The following is a 16,282-nucleotide window of genomic DNA, read 5'->3' as shown; positions in this document are numbered from 1 at the left end:
AATTAAATAGTCTGGCAATTATGGCGAGAAGGTCACACCCGTTCCCATACCGAACACGGAAGTTAAGCTTCTCAGCGCCGATGGTAGTTGGGGCACGCGCCCCTGTGAGAGTAGGACGTTGCCAGGCACAAGAAAAGGACAATCCGCGAGGATTGTCTTTTTGTGTTGGGATCAAACTTTTATCCAAAAATGAAAATTGGACTACATTGTGGACACGGGAATTGGAAATATAGAAGGCCGAGTCCACAATAGGGCTTATAGGGGACATGGGGAAAGGAAGAATGAGAAGCCGGGTCCACAATAGCACTTATAGAAGACACGGGCAGCAGAAAAATGGAAGGCCAAGTCCACAATAGTGATCTTCAATAAAAACAAACAAAAATTTACGGTTTTTGAAAAGAAATCACCTATAGACATACACCCAATTATGAAACACAACATAATATAATAAAGAGTATTCGAAAAATTGTATACAAATCTAAATTGCCGGGCAGAATGGGTGTATGGAGGTGGAGGAATTGAGTTCATTTTTGGCACATAAGCATATTGAAGAAACATGTGTGATTTGTGAGAATCTAAAACCAAAAGGCATACATCTATATACTTCGTTTATTTGTACCGACTGTGAAAATGATTTGATTCAGACAGATACAAATGATCCAAAATATAAATATTTCCTTAAACAGCTTAAAAAAATAAACACTCCAGAAATATTTTCATAACAAGTCCTTATGGGCTTTATTTTTTTTGTTAAAATAGATGAGACTATGTAAAGGAAGTATATAAAAAATGACTCAATTCCAGAAGCCCTTATATAAAGCATTAATAAAACATATAAAACAGAAGCCAATATCCTTTCATGTGCCTGGACATAAATATGGGGAAATTAATCTGTCTCCACTTTATCAGCCTATCCTGCAGCTCGATGCAACAGAACTGACAGGACTCGATGATCTGCACTCGCCTGAAGATGCCATCTTAGAGGCAGAGACCCTTTTAGCTGACCTTTTTCAAGTAGAAAAAAGCTATTTTCTCGTAAATGGATCGACCGTCGGCAACTTAACGATGATCATGGCAGCTTGTACAGAGGACGATACAGTCCTTGTTCAAAGGAACTGCCACAAATCTGTCCTAAATGCGTTGAAATTAGCAAAAGTAAATCCAATCTTTTTGGAACCGGAATATAACCGGGAGTGGAAGGTAGCAGCTGGGATTACTCCTGAAACAGCAGCAAAAGCGATAAGTCAATATCCCAATGCAAAAGCCATCATATTAACTTATCCGAATTATTATGGGTTAGTAACCCATGTACAAGAAATTATTGAACAGGCCCACCGGAATCAAATTCCTGTTTTAGTCGATGAAGCACACGGTGCGCATTTTATCATTGGCCAGCCCTTTCCGGCTTCTGCTGCGCAAATGGGAGCGGATATAGTCGTGCAATCCGCGCATAAAACCCTGCCGGCCATGACGATGGGCTCATATCTGCATTTTAATAGTAAGCTCATTGAAAAAACCAAGGTAAAAGAAAACTTAGAAATGTTCCAATCCAGCAGCCCTTCCTATCCGATTATGGCGTCGCTTGATCTAGCCAGACATTATTTAGCAGGCTATGAGCAAAAGGACGCAACATTTTTACTAAAAGAGATCGATCGCTTTAAAGAGGATTTAGCAACAATTCCGCAGATTAAAGTGTTAGAGTTTCCTAATCATCATGGAGATTGTTTAAAAATAACACTTCAATCCCAATGCGGATTAAGCGGCTTTCAAATCCAGAAAAAATTGGAAGAACACGCTATCTATACAGAACTAGCCGATCCCTATAATGTCCTTCTCATCCTTCCATTATTAAAACAAGGACAGAACTATCCGTTGGAAGAGACGGCATTAAAAATCAAAACCATTCTAGAAGATCTTCCTTATCAAGAATGGAAGGAAGACTATCAGCCAGCTGCCGGCAGCATTTCAGGTCTGGAGATTCCTTATAAAGAGATGTCCAGTCTAAAAGAGCAAGATATACAGATAAATAAAGCCGTAGGCCATGTTTGTGCGGAGACTATTATTCCTTATCCACCGGGCATACCCTTGCTGATAAAGGGTGAAAAAATAAATGCAGAAAAGCTGACCCAGCTTAAAACGCTGTTAGAATCAGGGGCTAGATTTCAGGGCGGCACAAACTTAAACAAAGAGTCCATCAGAGTTTTTATACAACATTAGATTTTAACAGTTTTGGAGGTTTTATTTGAATGAACAGCGGAACTTTTATTACATTTGAAGGGCCGGATGGTGCCGGTAAAACTACAATCATCAGCATGGTGGCGGAAAAGCTTAACCACGCCCTATTAACAAGGGAACCGGGCGGAATTGATATTGCTGAACAAATCAGAAGAGTTATTTTAGACAAGGAAAATACTGCAATGGATCCTAGAACAGAAGCATTGCTATATGCAGCAGCGCGCAGACAGCACTTGATTGAACGAGTGAAACCAGCGCTTGAGGCAGGAAGAGACGTTCTTTGTGACCGGTTTGTCGACAGCTCCCTTGCTTATCAAGGCTATGCAAGAGGATTAGGAATAGACGAAGTATGGAGCATCAATCAATTTGCCGTCGAGAACTTAATGCCAGAGTTAACAATATACTTTGATATCGAGCCAGAATTAGGTCTGACGCGCATTAATAAAAATAAAGGCCGAGAAATTAATCGGTTAGATTTAGAAAACCTTGAATTTCACCATAAAGTACGAAAAGGATACCATCTCTTACTCGATCGCTTTCCAGAGCGTATTGTTAAAATCGATGCTTCTGGAACAGTAGACGAGGTTTTTAAAAAGACCTTACAGATTGTCGAAAAAAAATTAGCCGAAAAATAGCCTTCATGTGAGGCTTTTTTTTATGGCTAAATTTCCACTTTAAATAAATCTGCTATAATATAGATAAAGGAACTAGAAACGGTTTAATAGAGGAGAGGTTGTTCGATGAAACTAATTATCGCTGTTGTACAAGACCAGGATAGTAACCGGTTATCAAAGGCATTAGTAGAGAATAATTTCAGGGCGACAAAGCTTGCCAGCACAGGCGGATTTTTAAAATCAGGCAACACGACCTTTATGATCGGGACCGAAGATATTCGCGTTGACCGTGCTCTCCAGATTATTAAGGATAACTGCAGGGCGAGAGATCAGCTCGTTTCTCCTGTGTCTCCAATGGGCGGGAATGCTGACTCCTATGTTCCATATCCAGTTGAAGTGGAAGTAGGCGGAGCAACGGTATTCGTCTTGCCAATCGAGCAATACATGCATTTTTAAATATAAAATTAAATTTAAACTTTGAGAATTGTCTAGCTCCAGCGCCAAGGCGCTTCCGCATTTCTTTTAATAAAGTGAGTGATTATTGTGGTTAAAACATGGGATCAACTAGAAGAGCTGCAGCCAGCAGTATTAAAGATGATAAAAAACAGCTTTGTAAAAAATCGAGTGGCCCATGCATATCTTTTTGAAGGCATGAAAGGGACTGGCAAAAAAGAAATAGGGCTGCTTTTGACGAAGTCCCTTTTCTGCGAGTCATTAAAAGATGACTTTAAACCGTGTGAAGATTGTAAAAATTGCCGTCGGATCAACCATGGGAACCATCCTGATGTTCATATTGTTGAACCGGATGGGCTGTCGATAAAGGTGGATCAAATCAGAAGCCTGCAGGCTGAGTTTGCGAAGAAGGGCTTAGAGTCCTTGAAAAAGGCATACCTAATCATCCATGCTGATAAAATGAGCAATAGCGCTTCTAATAGTTTATTAAAATTTCTTGAGGAACCCAATGCTGAAACCGTTGCGATTTTAATAACCGAGCAGCCTCAGCAAATATTACCTACGATTCTTTCGAGGTGCCAAACATTAAAATTCCATCCATTATCCCCACAGATTATGGTAAAACAATTGGTAGAAAACGGCGTTGCTCCTCAAAAGGCACCGTTGTTAGCCCAGCTTACAAACAGCATCGATGAAGCGCTTGAATTAAATACCAATGAATGGTTTGCACAAGCCCAAAAAATAATGTTAAAATTATATGAAGTGTTAAGAAAAAATTCGTTAGAAGCGATGGTAACGCTTCAAAGCGATTGGTTTCCTCACTTTAAAGATAAAGAACAGATTCAACGTGGTTTAGATCTTTTACTTCTTATTTTTAAGGATTTACTATATATACAATTAGATAGGCAGGAGCAAATTGTTTTTAAAGGAGAAAGTGAGCGGTTAAATCAATTTGCCTTGCAAACATCCGGACGGCGTATATCGGAACAAATGTCAGCTATCCTTGAGGCAAAAAGGAAGCTTGCGGCTAATATGAATCCTCAGCTGATGATGGAACAGCTTGTGTTAAAATTGCAGGAGGGATCTTCATTTGTATGATGTTGTAGGAGTACGCTTTAAAAAAGCGGGGAAAATCTATTATTTTGATCCTGGGGACCTCTCAATTCAAAAAGATGATTTTGTCATTGTTGAAACGGTACGCGGCGTCGAATATGGAAGGGCAGTTATTCCCCGCAAACAGGTAGGGGAACATGATGTTGTTCTCCCATTGAAAAAGGTCGTTAGAATTGCAGACCCGAAGGATCGAATGATTGTTGATGAAAATAAACAAGCTGCCCAGGAAGCCTATGAAGTATGTAATGAGAAAGTAAATGAACATCAGCTGGATATGAAGCTGGTTGATGTTGAATATACATTTGACCGCAATAAAATCATTTTTTACTTTACGGCCGATGGAAGAGTCGATTTCCGTGAGCTAGTGAAAGATTTAGCGGCCATATTCCGGACAAGAATCGAACTCCGGCAAATTGGTGTCCGCGATGAAGCGAAGATGCTTGGCGGGATTGGCCCATGCGGAAGAATGCTTTGCTGTTCTACTTTTCTAGGTGACTTTGATCCTGTTTCCATCAAAATGGCGAAGGATCAAAATTTATCGTTAAATCCTACGAAAATATCTGGCTTATGCGGCAGGCTTATGTGCTGTTTAAAATATGAAAATGACGAATATGAATCTGCTAAAGAACAGCTCCCTGATTTAGGGGAAATAATTGAAACTCCACAGGGTGCCGGCAAAGTGGTAGGATTAAATATATTAGAACGAGTGCTTCAGGTTGAACTAAAGGAACAAGAACGGGTTCTGGAGTATACTTTGGATGAAATCGTTAAAGAAGGGGCCTTTTCTATACAATCCACAGATTAAGAGGTGTACGCCGTGGATAAAAAAGAAATATTTGAATCAGTAAGTAACATGGAAACACAAATTGGGAGTCTTTACCAACAGCTTGGGGAATTGAAGCAGCATTTAGCCGAAATACTAGAAGAGAATCATTATTTAAAGCTTGAAAATGAACATCTAAGGCGCCGTTTAGATGTAACCACGGAAGCAGAAAAGAAAGAAACAGGGGTTAAAAAAGGAGCGGCCCAATCGGGGGCACCTGCCATGAAGCCTTTTGATGTTGGGGAAGGGTACGATAATCTTGCCCGTCTTTACCAAGAAGGCTTTCATATTTGCAATCTCCACTTCGGAAGTTTGCGCAAGGAAGGCGATTGTTTATTTTGCCTTTCCTTCCTTAATAAGAAATAGCTAAAGCCTTCCTTTAACAGGGAGGCTGTTTTTTTAGGAGGAAACTATGGTTAAATTGAAGGAAGATGAGCGGCTTGATTATTTGCTTGCTGAAAATTTAAGGATCATTCAAAGTCCATCTGTATTTGCCTTTTCATTAGATGCTGTTTTGCTGGCAAGGTTTACGTATGTCCCAATTCAAAAGGGGAACTTAATTGACCTATGCAGCGGAAATGGTGTGATCCCATTGTTTCTAAGTGCCCGGACAAAGGGGAAGATTACAGGTGTGGAAATTCAGGAGCGGTTATTTGATATGGCGGTTAGAAGTATTGAGTATAACGAGCTTCAGGACCGATTAACGATGATTCATGGCGATATTAAAGAAATGCCCAAGCAATTGGGCTTTGGAAAATTTGATGTTGTCACCTGTAATCCACCTTATTTTACGACACCTTCTAAGGAAGAAATTAATCCGAATGAGCATTTAGCTATTGCTCGCCACGAGATTCTCTGTACGCTGGAGGATGCGGTAAAAGCTTCAAGCCAATTGGTGCGTCAAGGTGGGAAAGTAGCCTTTGTACATAGGCCGGGGCGTCTCTTGGATATGATTACGTTGATGCGCACATATAGGCTTGAGCCCAAACGAATTCAGTTTGTTTATCCAAAGCAGGGGAAGGAAGCCAATACCCTTTTAGTCGAAGCAATTAAAGATGGCAGTCCCGATTTAAAAATACTGCCGCCGTTATTCGTCTATAATGAAAAGGATGAATATACACCTGAGATCCGAGAGATTTTATATGGAGAATAACGAACATTACTTTTATGTGTTAACCTGCCGGGATGGAAGCTTCTACGGGGGCTATACGAATAATCTTGAGCGCCGCCTAAGACTTCATAATGAAGGAAAAGGGGCAAAATATACAAGGGGACGCGGCCCTGTTGAGCTGACCTTTTATAAAGAATATGATAATAAAACGGATGCCCTTAGAGCGGAATACTACTTCAAAAGGTTATCACGAAAGAAAAAAATTGAGTTTTTAATGGAAGAAACGGGTGGATATAATGTGGCAGCAGAAAAGCTTTGAAAACGAAGAACACAAAGGTATTCTCTATCTTGTTCCTACTCCCATCGGAAATTTGGAGGATATGAGCTTTCGGTCAATCCGAATATTAAAAGAGGCAGACTTGATTGCTGCTGAGGATACACGAAATACGAGAAAGCTCTGTAATTATTTTGAAATTGAGACGCCTGTTGTCAGTTATCATGAGCACAACAAAGAGACAAGTGGGGAAAAATTAATTCAAAGGGTAAAGGAAGGCCAAAAAATTGCCCTTGTCAGTGATGCGGGTATGCCGACGATTTCGGACCCGGGTTATGAGCTTGTGCAGGCTGCTATAGCGGAAAAAATGACAGTAGTGCCTTTACCAGGTGCCAATGCTGCCCTCACTTCCTTAATTGCCTCAGGGCTTAGCTGTCAGCCGTTTTATTTTTATGGATTTCTAGGCAGAAGTAAGAAAGAAAAACGTTCAGAGTTAGAAATATTAAAGAAACAAACGGCAACGATCATTTTCTATGAATCACCGCATCGTTTGAAAGAAACATTAGCAATTATGCTTGAAATTCTGGGTAATCGGAACATAGCCCTTTGCCGGGAGCTGACAAAGAAATTTGAAGAATTTATTCGCGGCACCCTTGAGGAAGCAATTAATTGGGCCACTCAAGATGAAATTCGCGGGGAATTTTGTTTAATAGTAGAGGGGACCACCGGTGAAGTCAAGGAAGAGTCTAGTTGGTGGGAGAGTTTTACAATTGAAGAACATGTTAATCACTATATTTCAGAAAAAAAGATGGCCTCAAAAGAAGCCATCAAACAAACAGCAAAAGACCGCGGCTTAAACAAGCGTGAAGTTTATCAAACTTATCATATTGAATAAAATTAAAAGCTCCAGAACCAATAAGGATCTGGAGCCATTTATATTAAAGAAGTAAAAAAGAAAATATCTGCTTGATTCTTATTTTGCTAATTCAAAGCTGTTTTGAATTTCTTGAAGTAATTGCTCTGCACCTTCACGGCTAAGAATTAATTTGCCGCCAGCAAGTGCTAAATTGTCATCAGAAACTTCACCAGTTACTTGGCAAGTCATGTTTGGCTTGTATTTCTTAAGGATGATACGATCATCATCTACGTAAATTTCAAGAGCATCCTTTTCAGCAATACCAAGAGTACGTCTTAATTCAATTGGAATAACCACACGGCCTAATTCATCAACTTTACGAACGATACCAGTAGATTTCATTTTTTATAATCTCCTCTCACTAATAAAAAAGTATATTTTCTATTCTACAATTCGTCATTATTCGACAAATTTTTCTTACCTTCATAATACCAGCCATTCCCATATTCGTCAATTATTTTTATTTTGGAAAATAAAAGAAAATTTTTCCTTGTGGTAAAATTGTTGATTTAATAGGGTTTAATAGAAAGTTTTTTCAATTAAACATTGTTTTTAATATTATCGTAGTGTAAATTCAGTTCCGTTTGAATTCTGCGAAATTCGACAAATATCTACATAATCAGCATTTTAACAACATATATTTCGCTTAGGGTCCTATTTTTATGGGTGTATAAGGAAAATATTTTAAAATGTTGGAAGCGAGGGATGGCGCTTTCTTGCACAAAAGTCCTTTTTTCGGTATATTTTGAGGATAGAAGCGGGAAAAAAGAGGCAATAATGGTCAGTAGGGTTAATGATTGCCGACCTAATAGGAGGAGTAAAAATGGAGGAAAAATTAAAGACCTTTTACCTAACGACACCAATTTATTATCCAAGTGGAAATTTACATATTGGTCATGCTTATACCACTGTTGCGGGTGATGCAATGGCCCGTTATAAGCGGATGAGAGGGTTTGATGTCAGGTATTTAACGGGAACAGATGAGCATGGGCAAAAGATTCAGCGTAAAGCGGAAGAAGCGGGAATTACCCCGCAGCAGTACGTAGACGGAATGGTGGATGAAATTAAAGTCCTCTGGAAAAAGCTCGATATTTCTTATGATGATTTTATCCGGACGACCGAAGAAAGACATAAGCAAATCGTTCAAAAGATTTTTGCGAGATTGCTTGAACAAGGTGATATTTATCTCGATCAATATGAAGGCTGGTATTGTACACCTTGTGAATCCTTTTATACCGACCGTCAGCTTGTCGATGGAAACTGCCCGGATTGCGGCCGCCCTGTCGAACTTGTAAAGGAAGAATCTTACTTTTTTAGAATGAGCAAGTATGCCGATCGTCTTTTGCAATATTACGAGGAGAATCCTGAGTTCATTCAGCCGGAATCCCGTAAAAATGAAATGATTAATAATTTTATTAAACCTGGTTTAGAGGATTTAGCAGTTTCAAGAACGACGTTTGATTGGGGGATTAAAGTCCCAGGCAATCCGAAGCATGTTATCTATGTTTGGATTGATGCACTTTCAAACTATATTACGGCATTAGGATATGGAACAGAAAACGACGCTAACTATTTGAATTACTGGCCGGCTGATGTTCATCTGGTTGGGAAAGAGATCGTCCGTTTCCATACGATCTATTGGCCAATTATGTTAATGGCCTTGGATATTCCGCTGCCAAAAAAGGTATTTGCGCATGGCTGGCTATTAATGAAGGATGGAAAAATGTCAAAGTCAAAAGGAAATGTGGTCGATCCGGTTACGTTGATTGATCGCTACGGCCTTGATGCACTCCGCTATTATTTATTAAGGGAAGTCCCATTTGGTGCAGACGGAGTTTTTACACCTGAAGGCTTTGTGGAAAGAATTAATTTTGACTTAGCAAATGATCTTGGAAATCTGTTAAATCGAACCGTTGCGATGATTGAAAAATATTTTGCTGGTGTGATTCCAGCGTATTCAGATTCTGTCAGTGAATTTGATGATTCCTTGCTTCAAGTTAATCGTGAAACAGTCACAAAATACGAAGAAGCCATGGAGAAAATGGAGTTTTCTGTTGCGTTAACATCCATCTGGCAGCTAGTCAGCCGGACTAATAAATATATCGATGAAACCCAGCCATGGGCATTAGCTAAGGACGAGGCTAAAAAAGGTGAGCTTGCAAGTGTAATGGTTCATTTAGCGGAGTCGCTGCGCAGAACAGCCATTCTGTTAAAACCGTTTTTAACCCGGACTCCTGATGGGATTTTCAAACAGTTAGGAATAGAAGAGGAAGCTCTAAAAGCATGGGAAAGTCTTGAAGGATTCGGATTGATTCCAAACGGAACGAAGGTAGCGAAGGATGCGCCTCTATTCCCAAGACTTGAAATTGCAGAAGAAGTAGAATTCATTAAGACAAAGATGCAGGGCGGAACACCTGTGGCGGCTGAGGAAAGGAAAGAGGAAAAACCTGAGGCCATTGATGAAATCTCCATTGATGATTTTATGAAGATTGACCTGCGTGTTGCCGAAGTTATCCAGGCAGAGCCAATTAAAAAAGCGGATAAATTGCTAAAGCTGCAGCTGGACCTTGGCTATGAAAAGCGCCAGGTTGTATCAGGAATTGCACAATACTACAAGCCTGAGGAATTAGTGGGACGTAAGGTTATTTGTATAACAAATTTAAAACCAGTTAAATTACGCGGTGAACTATCACAGGGTATGATACTAGCAGGTTCAAAAGACGGTCAGCTATCCCTTGCAACCGTTGATCAAACCCTGCCAAATGGTTCTAAAGTAAAATAATGTCTAAAATGTTTAGTTCCACAAGTTATGCTTCGTCAGCATTAGCATCGCACGACTGAAAGAAGTAGCTTTTAGGAGGAGCGCCTAGGGGCTCGGGGTCATAAGCCAATCCGTCGAGAAGGTTAAAAAGCAACCTTCCGCCGGCTCGTCTTATGCCTGTCGCCCCTGGCCACTAAGGAAAGCTCCTTAGAATAATCATCGCAGGAACAAACTGTGCTTGTTCCGAAGGCGCTTCCACTTTTCGATATAGAAATGTTCCACGTGAAACAATTTTCGGGACATTTCTATTTTTTTATTTATAGTATGACAAGGAAATCTATTGTGAAAAAAGGAGCATATGTAATGTTATTCGACACACATGTACATTTAAACGCAGAACAATACAACGAAGATTTGCAAGAAGTGATTGAAAGGGCTCAAGCAGAGGGAGTTTCGAATATGGTTGTTGTCGGTTTTGATCGGCCGACGATTGAAAAAGCGATGGAATTGGCGGAAAACTATGAGTTTCTTTATGCCTGTGTTGGCTGGCATCCCGTTGATGCCATAGATATGACAGATGAGGATTTAGCTTGGATTGAGGAATTGTCAGAGCATCCAAAGGTAGTAGCAATCGGAGAAATGGGCTTGGATTACCATTGGGACAAGTCTCCAAAGGAGATCCAAAAAGAGGTTTTTCGCAAGCAAATCAGGCTGGCTAAAAAAGTGAAGCTTCCTATTGTCATCCATAATCGGGAGGCGACAGCAGATATTGTGGAAATATTAAAAGAAGAAGGGGCTGAGGAAGTAGGGGGGATCATGCATTGCTTCAGCGGCAGTCCTGAAGTGGCAAAAGAATGCGTGAAGATGAACTTTTACATTTCACTTGGTGGTCCGGTAACGTTTAAAAATGCCAAAAAGCCGAAGGAAGTAGCGGCAAAAATTCCACTAGATAAATTGTTAATAGAAACAGACTGTCCCTATTTAACTCCACACCCATACCGAGGACAGAGGAATGAACCGGGTTATGTAAAGCTGGTCGCTGAGCAAATTGCCGAAATAAAGGGGGTAACATTAGCAGAAGTTGCCGAAGTAACGACACGAAATGCTAAAAAATTATTCGGCATAAACTGATAAGAGATTATGTCGAAACGATGAGAAGTTTGTCCAAATTTTTTCTTATAACAAAAAGTTCTACACGTCTTCTTTTCAACATAGGATTACCGTGTCGATAAGTTTTCCTTTGCAATTTTCCTAATATTATGCATAATTAAAAATACGTTCACAGGATAAGCAAGGGTTGACAGCCGGCAGCATGGTTCTCAATAATCTCTCCGAGAAAAGGAGGCGTTTTTCATCGTATTCAAAAACATGAAAAACCTGTTTTTCATGTCTTTGAGCGGGAGAAATTTGACCATTGCTTTTGCTAGTTTTGTAGTTTTGTTAACAACTCTTGGAATTCTTTTTTTTGAAGGATCAAAGAAAACTGTTGCAATTACTCTTAATGGCGAGCAAAAGGTCGTTAATACACATGCAGATACCGTCAAAGAGTTATTTGATGAACTGGATGTATCACTTCGCTCACAGGACTACTTGTTCCCAAAGGAGAACGCAAAGGTGAAGGACCACCTTAAGGTCGTTTGGAAACAGGCGAAACAGGTTAGCATTGTCAAGGACAACGAGAAGAAAACGATTTGGACAACAGCCGGTACAGTGGCTGAGCTCTTAAAGGAGCAGAAAATTGTTTTGAATGCACATGATCAAATCTCACCAAAACCAGAAGCGGCAATCAAAAATGAGCTGAAGGTCGGCATTAAAAAAGCCTTTAATCTAACCTATGTTGACAAGGGCAAAGCACAACAAGTTTGGACCACTTCGACTACGGTCGCTGACTTTTTAACGCAGCAGGGCATCAAGCTAAATTCATTAGACCGAGTTGAACCAACACTGACTGAAAGATTGAAAGATAATGGTGTTGTTAACGTCATCCGGGTAGAAAAGGTCACCGATGTAGTGGAAGAACCTGTTGAATTTGCCGTGGTAACCAAAAAGGATGAAGGGTTAGAAAAAGGAAAAGAGAAGATCTTATCAGCTGGTAAACATGGCCGTGTTTCCAGGCAATACGAAGTTTTACTTGAAAATGGCAAGGAAATTTCAAGAAAATTACTTAGTGAGCAGATGATTGCAGAGAAGCAAGATAAAGTTGTGGCTGTCGGAACGAAGGAGTTATCATTACAGGTTTCCCGTGGCGCAATAGAAACGGGAAAAGAGTTTTATGTTACTGCAACCGCCTATACAGCAAATTGTAATGGCTGTTCAGGACGTACTGCAACCGGTCTTAATCTCCGTGCTAATCCAAACATGAAAGTTATTGCTGTTGACCCGAGAATAATACCGCTCGGAACAAAGGTTTATGTCGAAGGCTATGGCTATGCTGTTGCAGCTGATACGGGCGGAGCAATAAAAGGGTATATCATTGATGTATTTGTGCCGTCAAATGCAGATGCGTATCGCTGGGGACGTAAGAAAGTCAAAATTAAAATTTTGCAGTAATTTACTTAGGTGCAGAGGGTCCTATCCTCTGCATTTTTACTTTTTCATCGTTTTTATTTATACTTAACAACGAGTAGTTACTAGGATTTTTTCACTATGTTTTATACATTAATGTATGATGGCTTTTGATAATATAGACGATGGACATTACAAAAATGTTTCAAGTTTTTTTCAAATATTTAAATATTTTTTCTGGAGGAAGAATGAAGATACAAGAAATTATTGTCGTGGAGGGTAAGGATGACACGACGGCGATTAAAAGAGCGGTGGATGCGGATACGATTGAAACGAATGGATCTGCGGTGAATGAGTCCACCATTGAAAAGGTAAGGCGTGCCCAGGAAACAAGGGGTGTGATTATTTTTACAGATCCAGACTTTCCTGGAGAAAAAATCAGGAAAACAATTGCCGAAAAGGTCCCTGGCTGTAAGCATGCTTTTTTACCAAAGGAAGATGCGCTTGCTAAACGCGGCAGGGGGCTAGGTGTTGAGCATGCCAGGCCAGAAGCGATCCTTGAGGCCTTGAAGGATGCGCAGGTCATGCATGAAACAATTTCAGAAGAAATTTCCCAAGAGGATTTAATCACAGCCGGACTTATTGGCGGTGAAGGTTCTAAAGAGCGCCGAATCCTGCTGGGGAAGCTTTTGAAAATAGGCTACACAAATGGAAAACAGCTTCATAAGCGTTTAATGATGTTTCAAATCAGTAAACAGGAATTTGCAGAAGCACTTGCTATTGTTAGGCAGGAGGAAAACAATGAATAAAGATATTGCAACACCCGTGAGGACAAAGGCGATTCTTGAAAAATACGGTTTTTCGTTTAAGAAAAGCCTGGGCCAAAATTTCTTAATTGATACAAATATATTAAAAAAAATCGTCAGTTTTGCGGACTTGACGGAGGACTCTGGTGCGATTGAAATCGGGCCGGGGATTGGCGCGCTGACAGAACAGCTCGCCCGCACAAGCAAAAAGGTCGTTGCATTTGAAATCGACCAAAGATTGCTGCCGATTTTAGCAGATACCCTATCACCGTATCCGAATGTCAGCATCATTCATAAAGACGTGCTAGCAGCGGATGTCAGGGCTGTTATGGCTGAACACTTTGCCGGCCTCGACGATGTTATGGTGGTGGCGAATTTACCTTATTATGTGACGACCCCGATTATCATGAAGCTGCTAGAGGACCAGCTCCCAATCCGCGGCATCGTTTGTATGCTCCAAAAAGAGGTCGCAGACCGGATTTCAGCCAAGCCTGGGACAAAGGATTATGGCTCGCTCTCTATTGCCGTGCAGTACTATACAGAAGCGGAGACGGTGATGATTGTTCCGAAAACGGTGTTCGTGCCTCAGCCAAATGTTGATTCAGCGGTAATCAGGCTGATAAAGCGGGAGAGCCCTGCTGTCAGCGTCAAGGATGAAACTTTCTTTTTCCAAGTGACAAAGGCTAGCTTTGCGCAAAGAAGAAAAACCTTGCTTAATAATTTAACAAGTCAGCTGCCGGATGGGAAACAAAAGAAAGAGGGCATCCTTGCGGCGTTAGAAGCCAGCGGAATTGAACCTTCACGTAGAGGCGAGACCCTCTCATTAGAGGAATTCGGCCGTCTCGCAGACGAACTATATCCATATTTCCATTAGACCTTTTTAAAGGTCTTTTTTTATTGGCCCAGTGTCCGTGGAGAGCAAAAAAGGCAGTTTAAGGACATTGTGAGGAGTTGACAGTGCCCGAGCAGAGAAAAAAGAACAATTTGCGGGGACTCAGAGGCGTTGACAGTGCCTGTGAAAACCAAATAAAACGTATCATAGTGCTTGTTAAATCTTCACAAGGACCATGAAACGGACTTTTATCACATCTTAGGCATTATGAGTTATCCGCCCAATAAATAACCAACAAAATCCTTAAAAATAAATAATCCTAATTATCGTTCGTCACAGGGACAAAGCCAGTGGCATAGCCTATGAGGGAAACTTTTATTATTTTGAAAGGCCTTTTTTGCTGGTCTAATTGGAGTGACGGCAGTGGATATAAAATTAATGGATATTGTCGGCAGGCGTTCGTACAACTGTGACATTCTTTTTCGTGTAATTGATTTTCGAAAAATAAATGACCAGAAATTTGCTATCCTTTACGGGGAAGATTTCCGCATCGTAGCAGATGCTCCATATAATGATTTGGTTGTCATCAACCAAACCGAGAGATTAAAGCTCACAAAAGAATTTAGGACACTTGAAGAACAGTCTTTAAGACTTTTTACGCAGGATGTAGATTTATTGAAACAGAGACAAGAATATACTGCAACAGGTGGGTATGTAAAACCGAGTAATTATTTTCAAATCCCCGGCAGAGTCCTCCATTTAGATGGAGATCCCTCCTATCTAAAAAAATGTATGACTTTGTATGAAAAAATCGGAGTCCCCGTATTAGGCATCCATTGCAATGAAAAGGAAATGCCGAATAGAATCGGCGAATTAATGGACTATTACCGGCCGGATATTCTCGTCATCACCGGGCATGACGCCTACTCAAAGGCAAAAGGGAAAATGAGCGATATCAACGCCTATCGGCATTCCAGGCACTTTGTCCAAACCGTTAGGGAGGCAAGGAAAAAAGTACCTCATCTCGATCAACTGGTTATCTTTGCGGGTGCATGCCAATCACACTTTGAATCCCTGATTCATGCAGGGGCAAACTTCGCCAGTTCTCCCACAAGAGTCAATATACACGCACTTGATCCGGTATATATTGTTGCCAAAATAAGCTTTACCCCGTTTATGGAAAGAATCAACGTATGGGATGTTTTGCGTAATACGTTAACAGGAGATAAGGGGCTGGGCGGCATCGAAACAAAGGGTGTTTTAAGAACAGGTATGCCTTATAGACCACTCCCGGACGAGGATGAAGAAGAAAATCAAGATCAAGATACAGAGAAAGTATGAGCCTTTTAATCCCGGGGCTTATTTTTTTTAATATTGTACACATATTCCATTGACATTAAGGTAACGATAGAAATGTTGAAATTTAGAAGAAAAAGTAGAAGAAAAAATATTGACAAACTTTTTGTCGGACTGATATAATTTATATTTTTGTTTGACAGGACTATGTCAGTGTGTTATACTTTACATAGTGAGGTGGACCGAATGCCAAAAACCTTAGCCGATATTAAAAAGGCTCTTGACACAAATTTAGGGAAAAGATTATTGCTGAAAGCAAATGGCGGACGCAGGAAAACAATTGAACGTTCCGGTGTTTTAGCTGAAACTTACCCTTCTGTTTTTGTTATTGAATTAGATCAGGATGAAAATTCATTCGAGCGAGTGTCTTACAGCTATGCGGATGTATTAACAGAAACAGTTCAAATTACATTCTACGATGAAGCAGCAGGACATGTAGCATTAAGTTAGTATATAAGCAATGAGCGGCAGTAAACTTTAGGT

At 40.4% G+C, this 16,282-nt stretch carries 18 protein-coding genes and 1 rRNA gene; 18 read left to right on the top strand and 1 reads right to left on the bottom strand.

The features are described 5' to 3' along the window. Positions 1 to 10 precede the first annotated feature (10 nt). The 11 genes from rrf (at position 11) to rsmI (ending at position 7,518) form a co-directional block, all read left to right on the top strand. A 5S ribosomal RNA gene (rrf, locus tag LC455_RS29500) occupies positions 11 to 127 on the top strand. A 376-nt stretch (positions 128 to 503) separates the two neighbouring features. Then, positions 504 to 722, top strand: coding sequence for a sigma factor G inhibitor Gin (locus tag LC455_RS29495; RefSeq protein ID WP_223596416.1), 219 nt, complete (start codon positions 504 to 506; stop codon positions 720 to 722). Positions 723 to 789: 67 nt separating this feature from the next. Beyond that, positions 790 to 2,217 carry an aminotransferase class I/II-fold pyridoxal phosphate-dependent enzyme gene (locus LC455_RS29490; protein ID WP_223596415.1) on the top strand — a complete coding sequence of 476 codons (1,428 nt, stop codon included), beginning with the start codon at positions 790 to 792 and terminating at the stop codon, positions 2,215 to 2,217. A gap of 29 nt (positions 2,218 to 2,246) precedes the next feature. Continuing rightward, positions 2,247 to 2,870 (top strand): dTMP kinase, encoded by a 624-nt coding sequence (tmk, locus tag LC455_RS29485; protein ID WP_223596414.1) that lies wholly within the window; start codon positions 2,247 to 2,249, stop codon positions 2,868 to 2,870. A gap of 105 nt (positions 2,871 to 2,975) precedes the next feature. Then, on the top strand, positions 2,976 to 3,305 hold the full coding sequence (locus LC455_RS29480; RefSeq protein ID WP_223596413.1) for a cyclic-di-AMP receptor: 330 nt from the start codon (positions 2,976 to 2,978) through the stop codon (positions 3,303 to 3,305). An 87-nt stretch (positions 3,306 to 3,392) separates the two neighbouring features. Next, positions 3,393 to 4,400: a DNA polymerase III subunit delta' gene (gene holB / locus LC455_RS29475; protein ID WP_223596412.1), complete on the top strand. Its 1,008-nt coding sequence runs from the start codon at positions 3,393 to 3,395 to the stop codon at positions 4,398 to 4,400. After that, positions 4,393 to 5,220 carry a PSP1 domain-containing protein gene (locus LC455_RS29470; protein WP_223596411.1) on the top strand — a complete coding sequence of 276 codons (828 nt, stop codon included), beginning with the start codon at positions 4,393 to 4,395 and terminating at the stop codon, positions 5,218 to 5,220. Before holB ends, LC455_RS29470 begins: the two co-directional genes overlap by 8 nt. Before the next feature lie 12 nt (positions 5,221 to 5,232). Continuing rightward, complete coding sequence (gene yabA, locus LC455_RS29465) at positions 5,233 to 5,604, top strand: DNA replication initiation control protein YabA (RefSeq protein ID WP_223596410.1); 372 nt, start codon at positions 5,233 to 5,235, stop codon at positions 5,602 to 5,604. Positions 5,605 to 5,650: 46 nt separating this feature from the next. Beyond that, the gene (locus LC455_RS29460) at positions 5,651 to 6,391 is read left to right on the top strand and encodes a tRNA1(Val) (adenine(37)-N6)-methyltransferase (protein ID WP_223596409.1); all 741 of its coding nucleotides are present in this window, start codon (positions 5,651 to 5,653) and stop codon (positions 6,389 to 6,391) included. Next, entirely contained in the window at positions 6,381 to 6,668 is a 288-nt protein-coding gene (locus LC455_RS29455) for a GIY-YIG nuclease family protein (RefSeq protein WP_223596408.1), read from the top strand. The genes LC455_RS29460 and LC455_RS29455 overlap by 11 nt, the downstream gene beginning before the upstream one ends. Continuing rightward, the gene (gene rsmI, locus LC455_RS29450; protein ID WP_223596407.1) at positions 6,646 to 7,518 is read left to right on the top strand and encodes a 16S rRNA (cytidine(1402)-2'-O)-methyltransferase; all 873 of its coding nucleotides are present in this window, start codon (positions 6,646 to 6,648) and stop codon (positions 7,516 to 7,518) included. The genes LC455_RS29455 and rsmI overlap by 23 nt, the downstream gene beginning before the upstream one ends. 78 nt (positions 7,519 to 7,596) lie before the next feature. Here the strand turns inward: rsmI and LC455_RS29445 are convergent, their stop codons facing one another. After that, positions 7,597 to 7,881 (bottom strand): AbrB/MazE/SpoVT family DNA-binding domain-containing protein, encoded by a 285-nt coding sequence (locus tag LC455_RS29445; RefSeq protein WP_223596406.1) that lies wholly within the window; start codon positions 7,879 to 7,881, stop codon positions 7,597 to 7,599. A gap of 481 nt (positions 7,882 to 8,362) precedes the next feature. Here LC455_RS29445 and metG point away from each other — a divergent pair, with 481 nt between their 5' ends. The 7 genes from metG to veg all read left to right on the top strand — a co-directional run bounded on the left by metG (position 8,363) and on the right by veg (position 16,249). Next, positions 8,363 to 10,321: a methionine--tRNA ligase gene (metG, locus tag LC455_RS29440; protein WP_223596405.1), complete on the top strand. Its 1,959-nt coding sequence runs from the start codon at positions 8,363 to 8,365 to the stop codon at positions 10,319 to 10,321. Between the two features lie 342 nt (positions 10,322 to 10,663). Beyond that, positions 10,664 to 11,431, top strand: a complete 768-nt coding sequence (locus tag LC455_RS29435) for a TatD family hydrolase (protein WP_223596404.1) — start codon at positions 10,664 to 10,666, stop codon at positions 11,429 to 11,431. Between the two features lie 237 nt (positions 11,432 to 11,668). Then, on the top strand, positions 11,669 to 12,850 hold the full coding sequence (locus tag LC455_RS29430; RefSeq protein WP_223596403.1) for a G5 and 3D domain-containing protein: 1,182 nt from the start codon (positions 11,669 to 11,671) through the stop codon (positions 12,848 to 12,850). A gap of 203 nt (positions 12,851 to 13,053) precedes the next feature. Then, on the top strand, positions 13,054 to 13,614 hold the full coding sequence (rnmV, locus tag LC455_RS29425; RefSeq protein ID WP_223596402.1) for a ribonuclease M5: 561 nt from the start codon (positions 13,054 to 13,056) through the stop codon (positions 13,612 to 13,614). Continuing rightward, positions 13,607 to 14,485 (top strand): 16S rRNA (adenine(1518)-N(6)/adenine(1519)-N(6))-dimethyltransferase RsmA, encoded by an 879-nt coding sequence (gene rsmA, locus LC455_RS29420; protein WP_223596401.1) that lies wholly within the window; start codon positions 13,607 to 13,609, stop codon positions 14,483 to 14,485. The genes rnmV and rsmA overlap by 8 nt, the downstream gene beginning before the upstream one ends. 381 nt (positions 14,486 to 14,866) lie before the next feature. Next, positions 14,867 to 15,784, top strand: a complete 918-nt coding sequence (gene yabG, locus LC455_RS29415; protein ID WP_223596399.1) for a sporulation peptidase YabG — start codon at positions 14,867 to 14,869, stop codon at positions 15,782 to 15,784. A gap of 201 nt (positions 15,785 to 15,985) precedes the next feature. Then, entirely contained in the window at positions 15,986 to 16,249 is a 264-nt protein-coding gene (veg, locus tag LC455_RS29410; RefSeq protein WP_205181638.1) for a biofilm formation stimulator Veg, read from the top strand. The last annotated feature ends 33 nt before the right edge of the window (positions 16,250 to 16,282 follow it).

It is taken from the genome of Neobacillus bataviensis (assembly GCF_019969725.1).
This window is presented reverse-complemented; position numbering and strand designations above follow the sequence as displayed.

Excerpts from the sequence above, each read along its gene's own strand:
- LC455_RS29495 (WP_223596416.1), top strand. The coding sequence starts at position 504 with ATGGAGGTGGAGGAATTGAGTTCATTTTTGGCACATAAGCATATTGAA.
- LC455_RS29490 (WP_223596415.1), top strand. The coding sequence starts at position 790 with ATGACTCAATTCCAGAAGCCCTTATATAAAGCATTAATAAAACATATA.
- tmk (WP_223596414.1), top strand. The coding sequence starts at position 2,247 with ATGAACAGCGGAACTTTTATTACATTTGAAGGGCCGGATGGTGCCGGT.
- LC455_RS29480 (WP_223596413.1), top strand. The coding sequence starts at position 2,976 with ATGAAACTAATTATCGCTGTTGTACAAGACCAGGATAGTAACCGGTTA.
- LC455_RS29460 (WP_223596409.1), top strand. The coding sequence starts at position 5,651 with ATGGTTAAATTGAAGGAAGATGAGCGGCTTGATTATTTGCTTGCTGAA.
- LC455_RS29455 (WP_223596408.1), top strand. The coding sequence starts at position 6,381 with ATGGAGAATAACGAACATTACTTTTATGTGTTAACCTGCCGGGATGGA.
- rsmI (WP_223596407.1), top strand. The coding sequence starts at position 6,646 with ATGTGGCAGCAGAAAAGCTTTGAAAACGAAGAACACAAAGGTATTCTC.
- LC455_RS29445 (WP_223596406.1), bottom strand. The coding sequence starts at position 7,881 with ATGAAATCTACTGGTATCGTTCGTAAAGTTGATGAATTAGGCCGTGTG.
- metG (WP_223596405.1), top strand. The coding sequence starts at position 8,363 with ATGGAGGAAAAATTAAAGACCTTTTACCTAACGACACCAATTTATTAT.
- LC455_RS29435 (WP_223596404.1), top strand. The coding sequence starts at position 10,664 with ATGTTATTCGACACACATGTACATTTAAACGCAGAACAATACAACGAA.
- LC455_RS29430 (WP_223596403.1), top strand. The coding sequence starts at position 11,669 with ATGAAAAACCTGTTTTTCATGTCTTTGAGCGGGAGAAATTTGACCATT.
- rnmV (WP_223596402.1), top strand. The coding sequence starts at position 13,054 with ATGAAGATACAAGAAATTATTGTCGTGGAGGGTAAGGATGACACGACG.
- rsmA (WP_223596401.1), top strand. The coding sequence starts at position 13,607 with ATGAATAAAGATATTGCAACACCCGTGAGGACAAAGGCGATTCTTGAA.
- veg (WP_205181638.1), top strand. The coding sequence starts at position 15,986 with ATGCCAAAAACCTTAGCCGATATTAAAAAGGCTCTTGACACAAATTTA.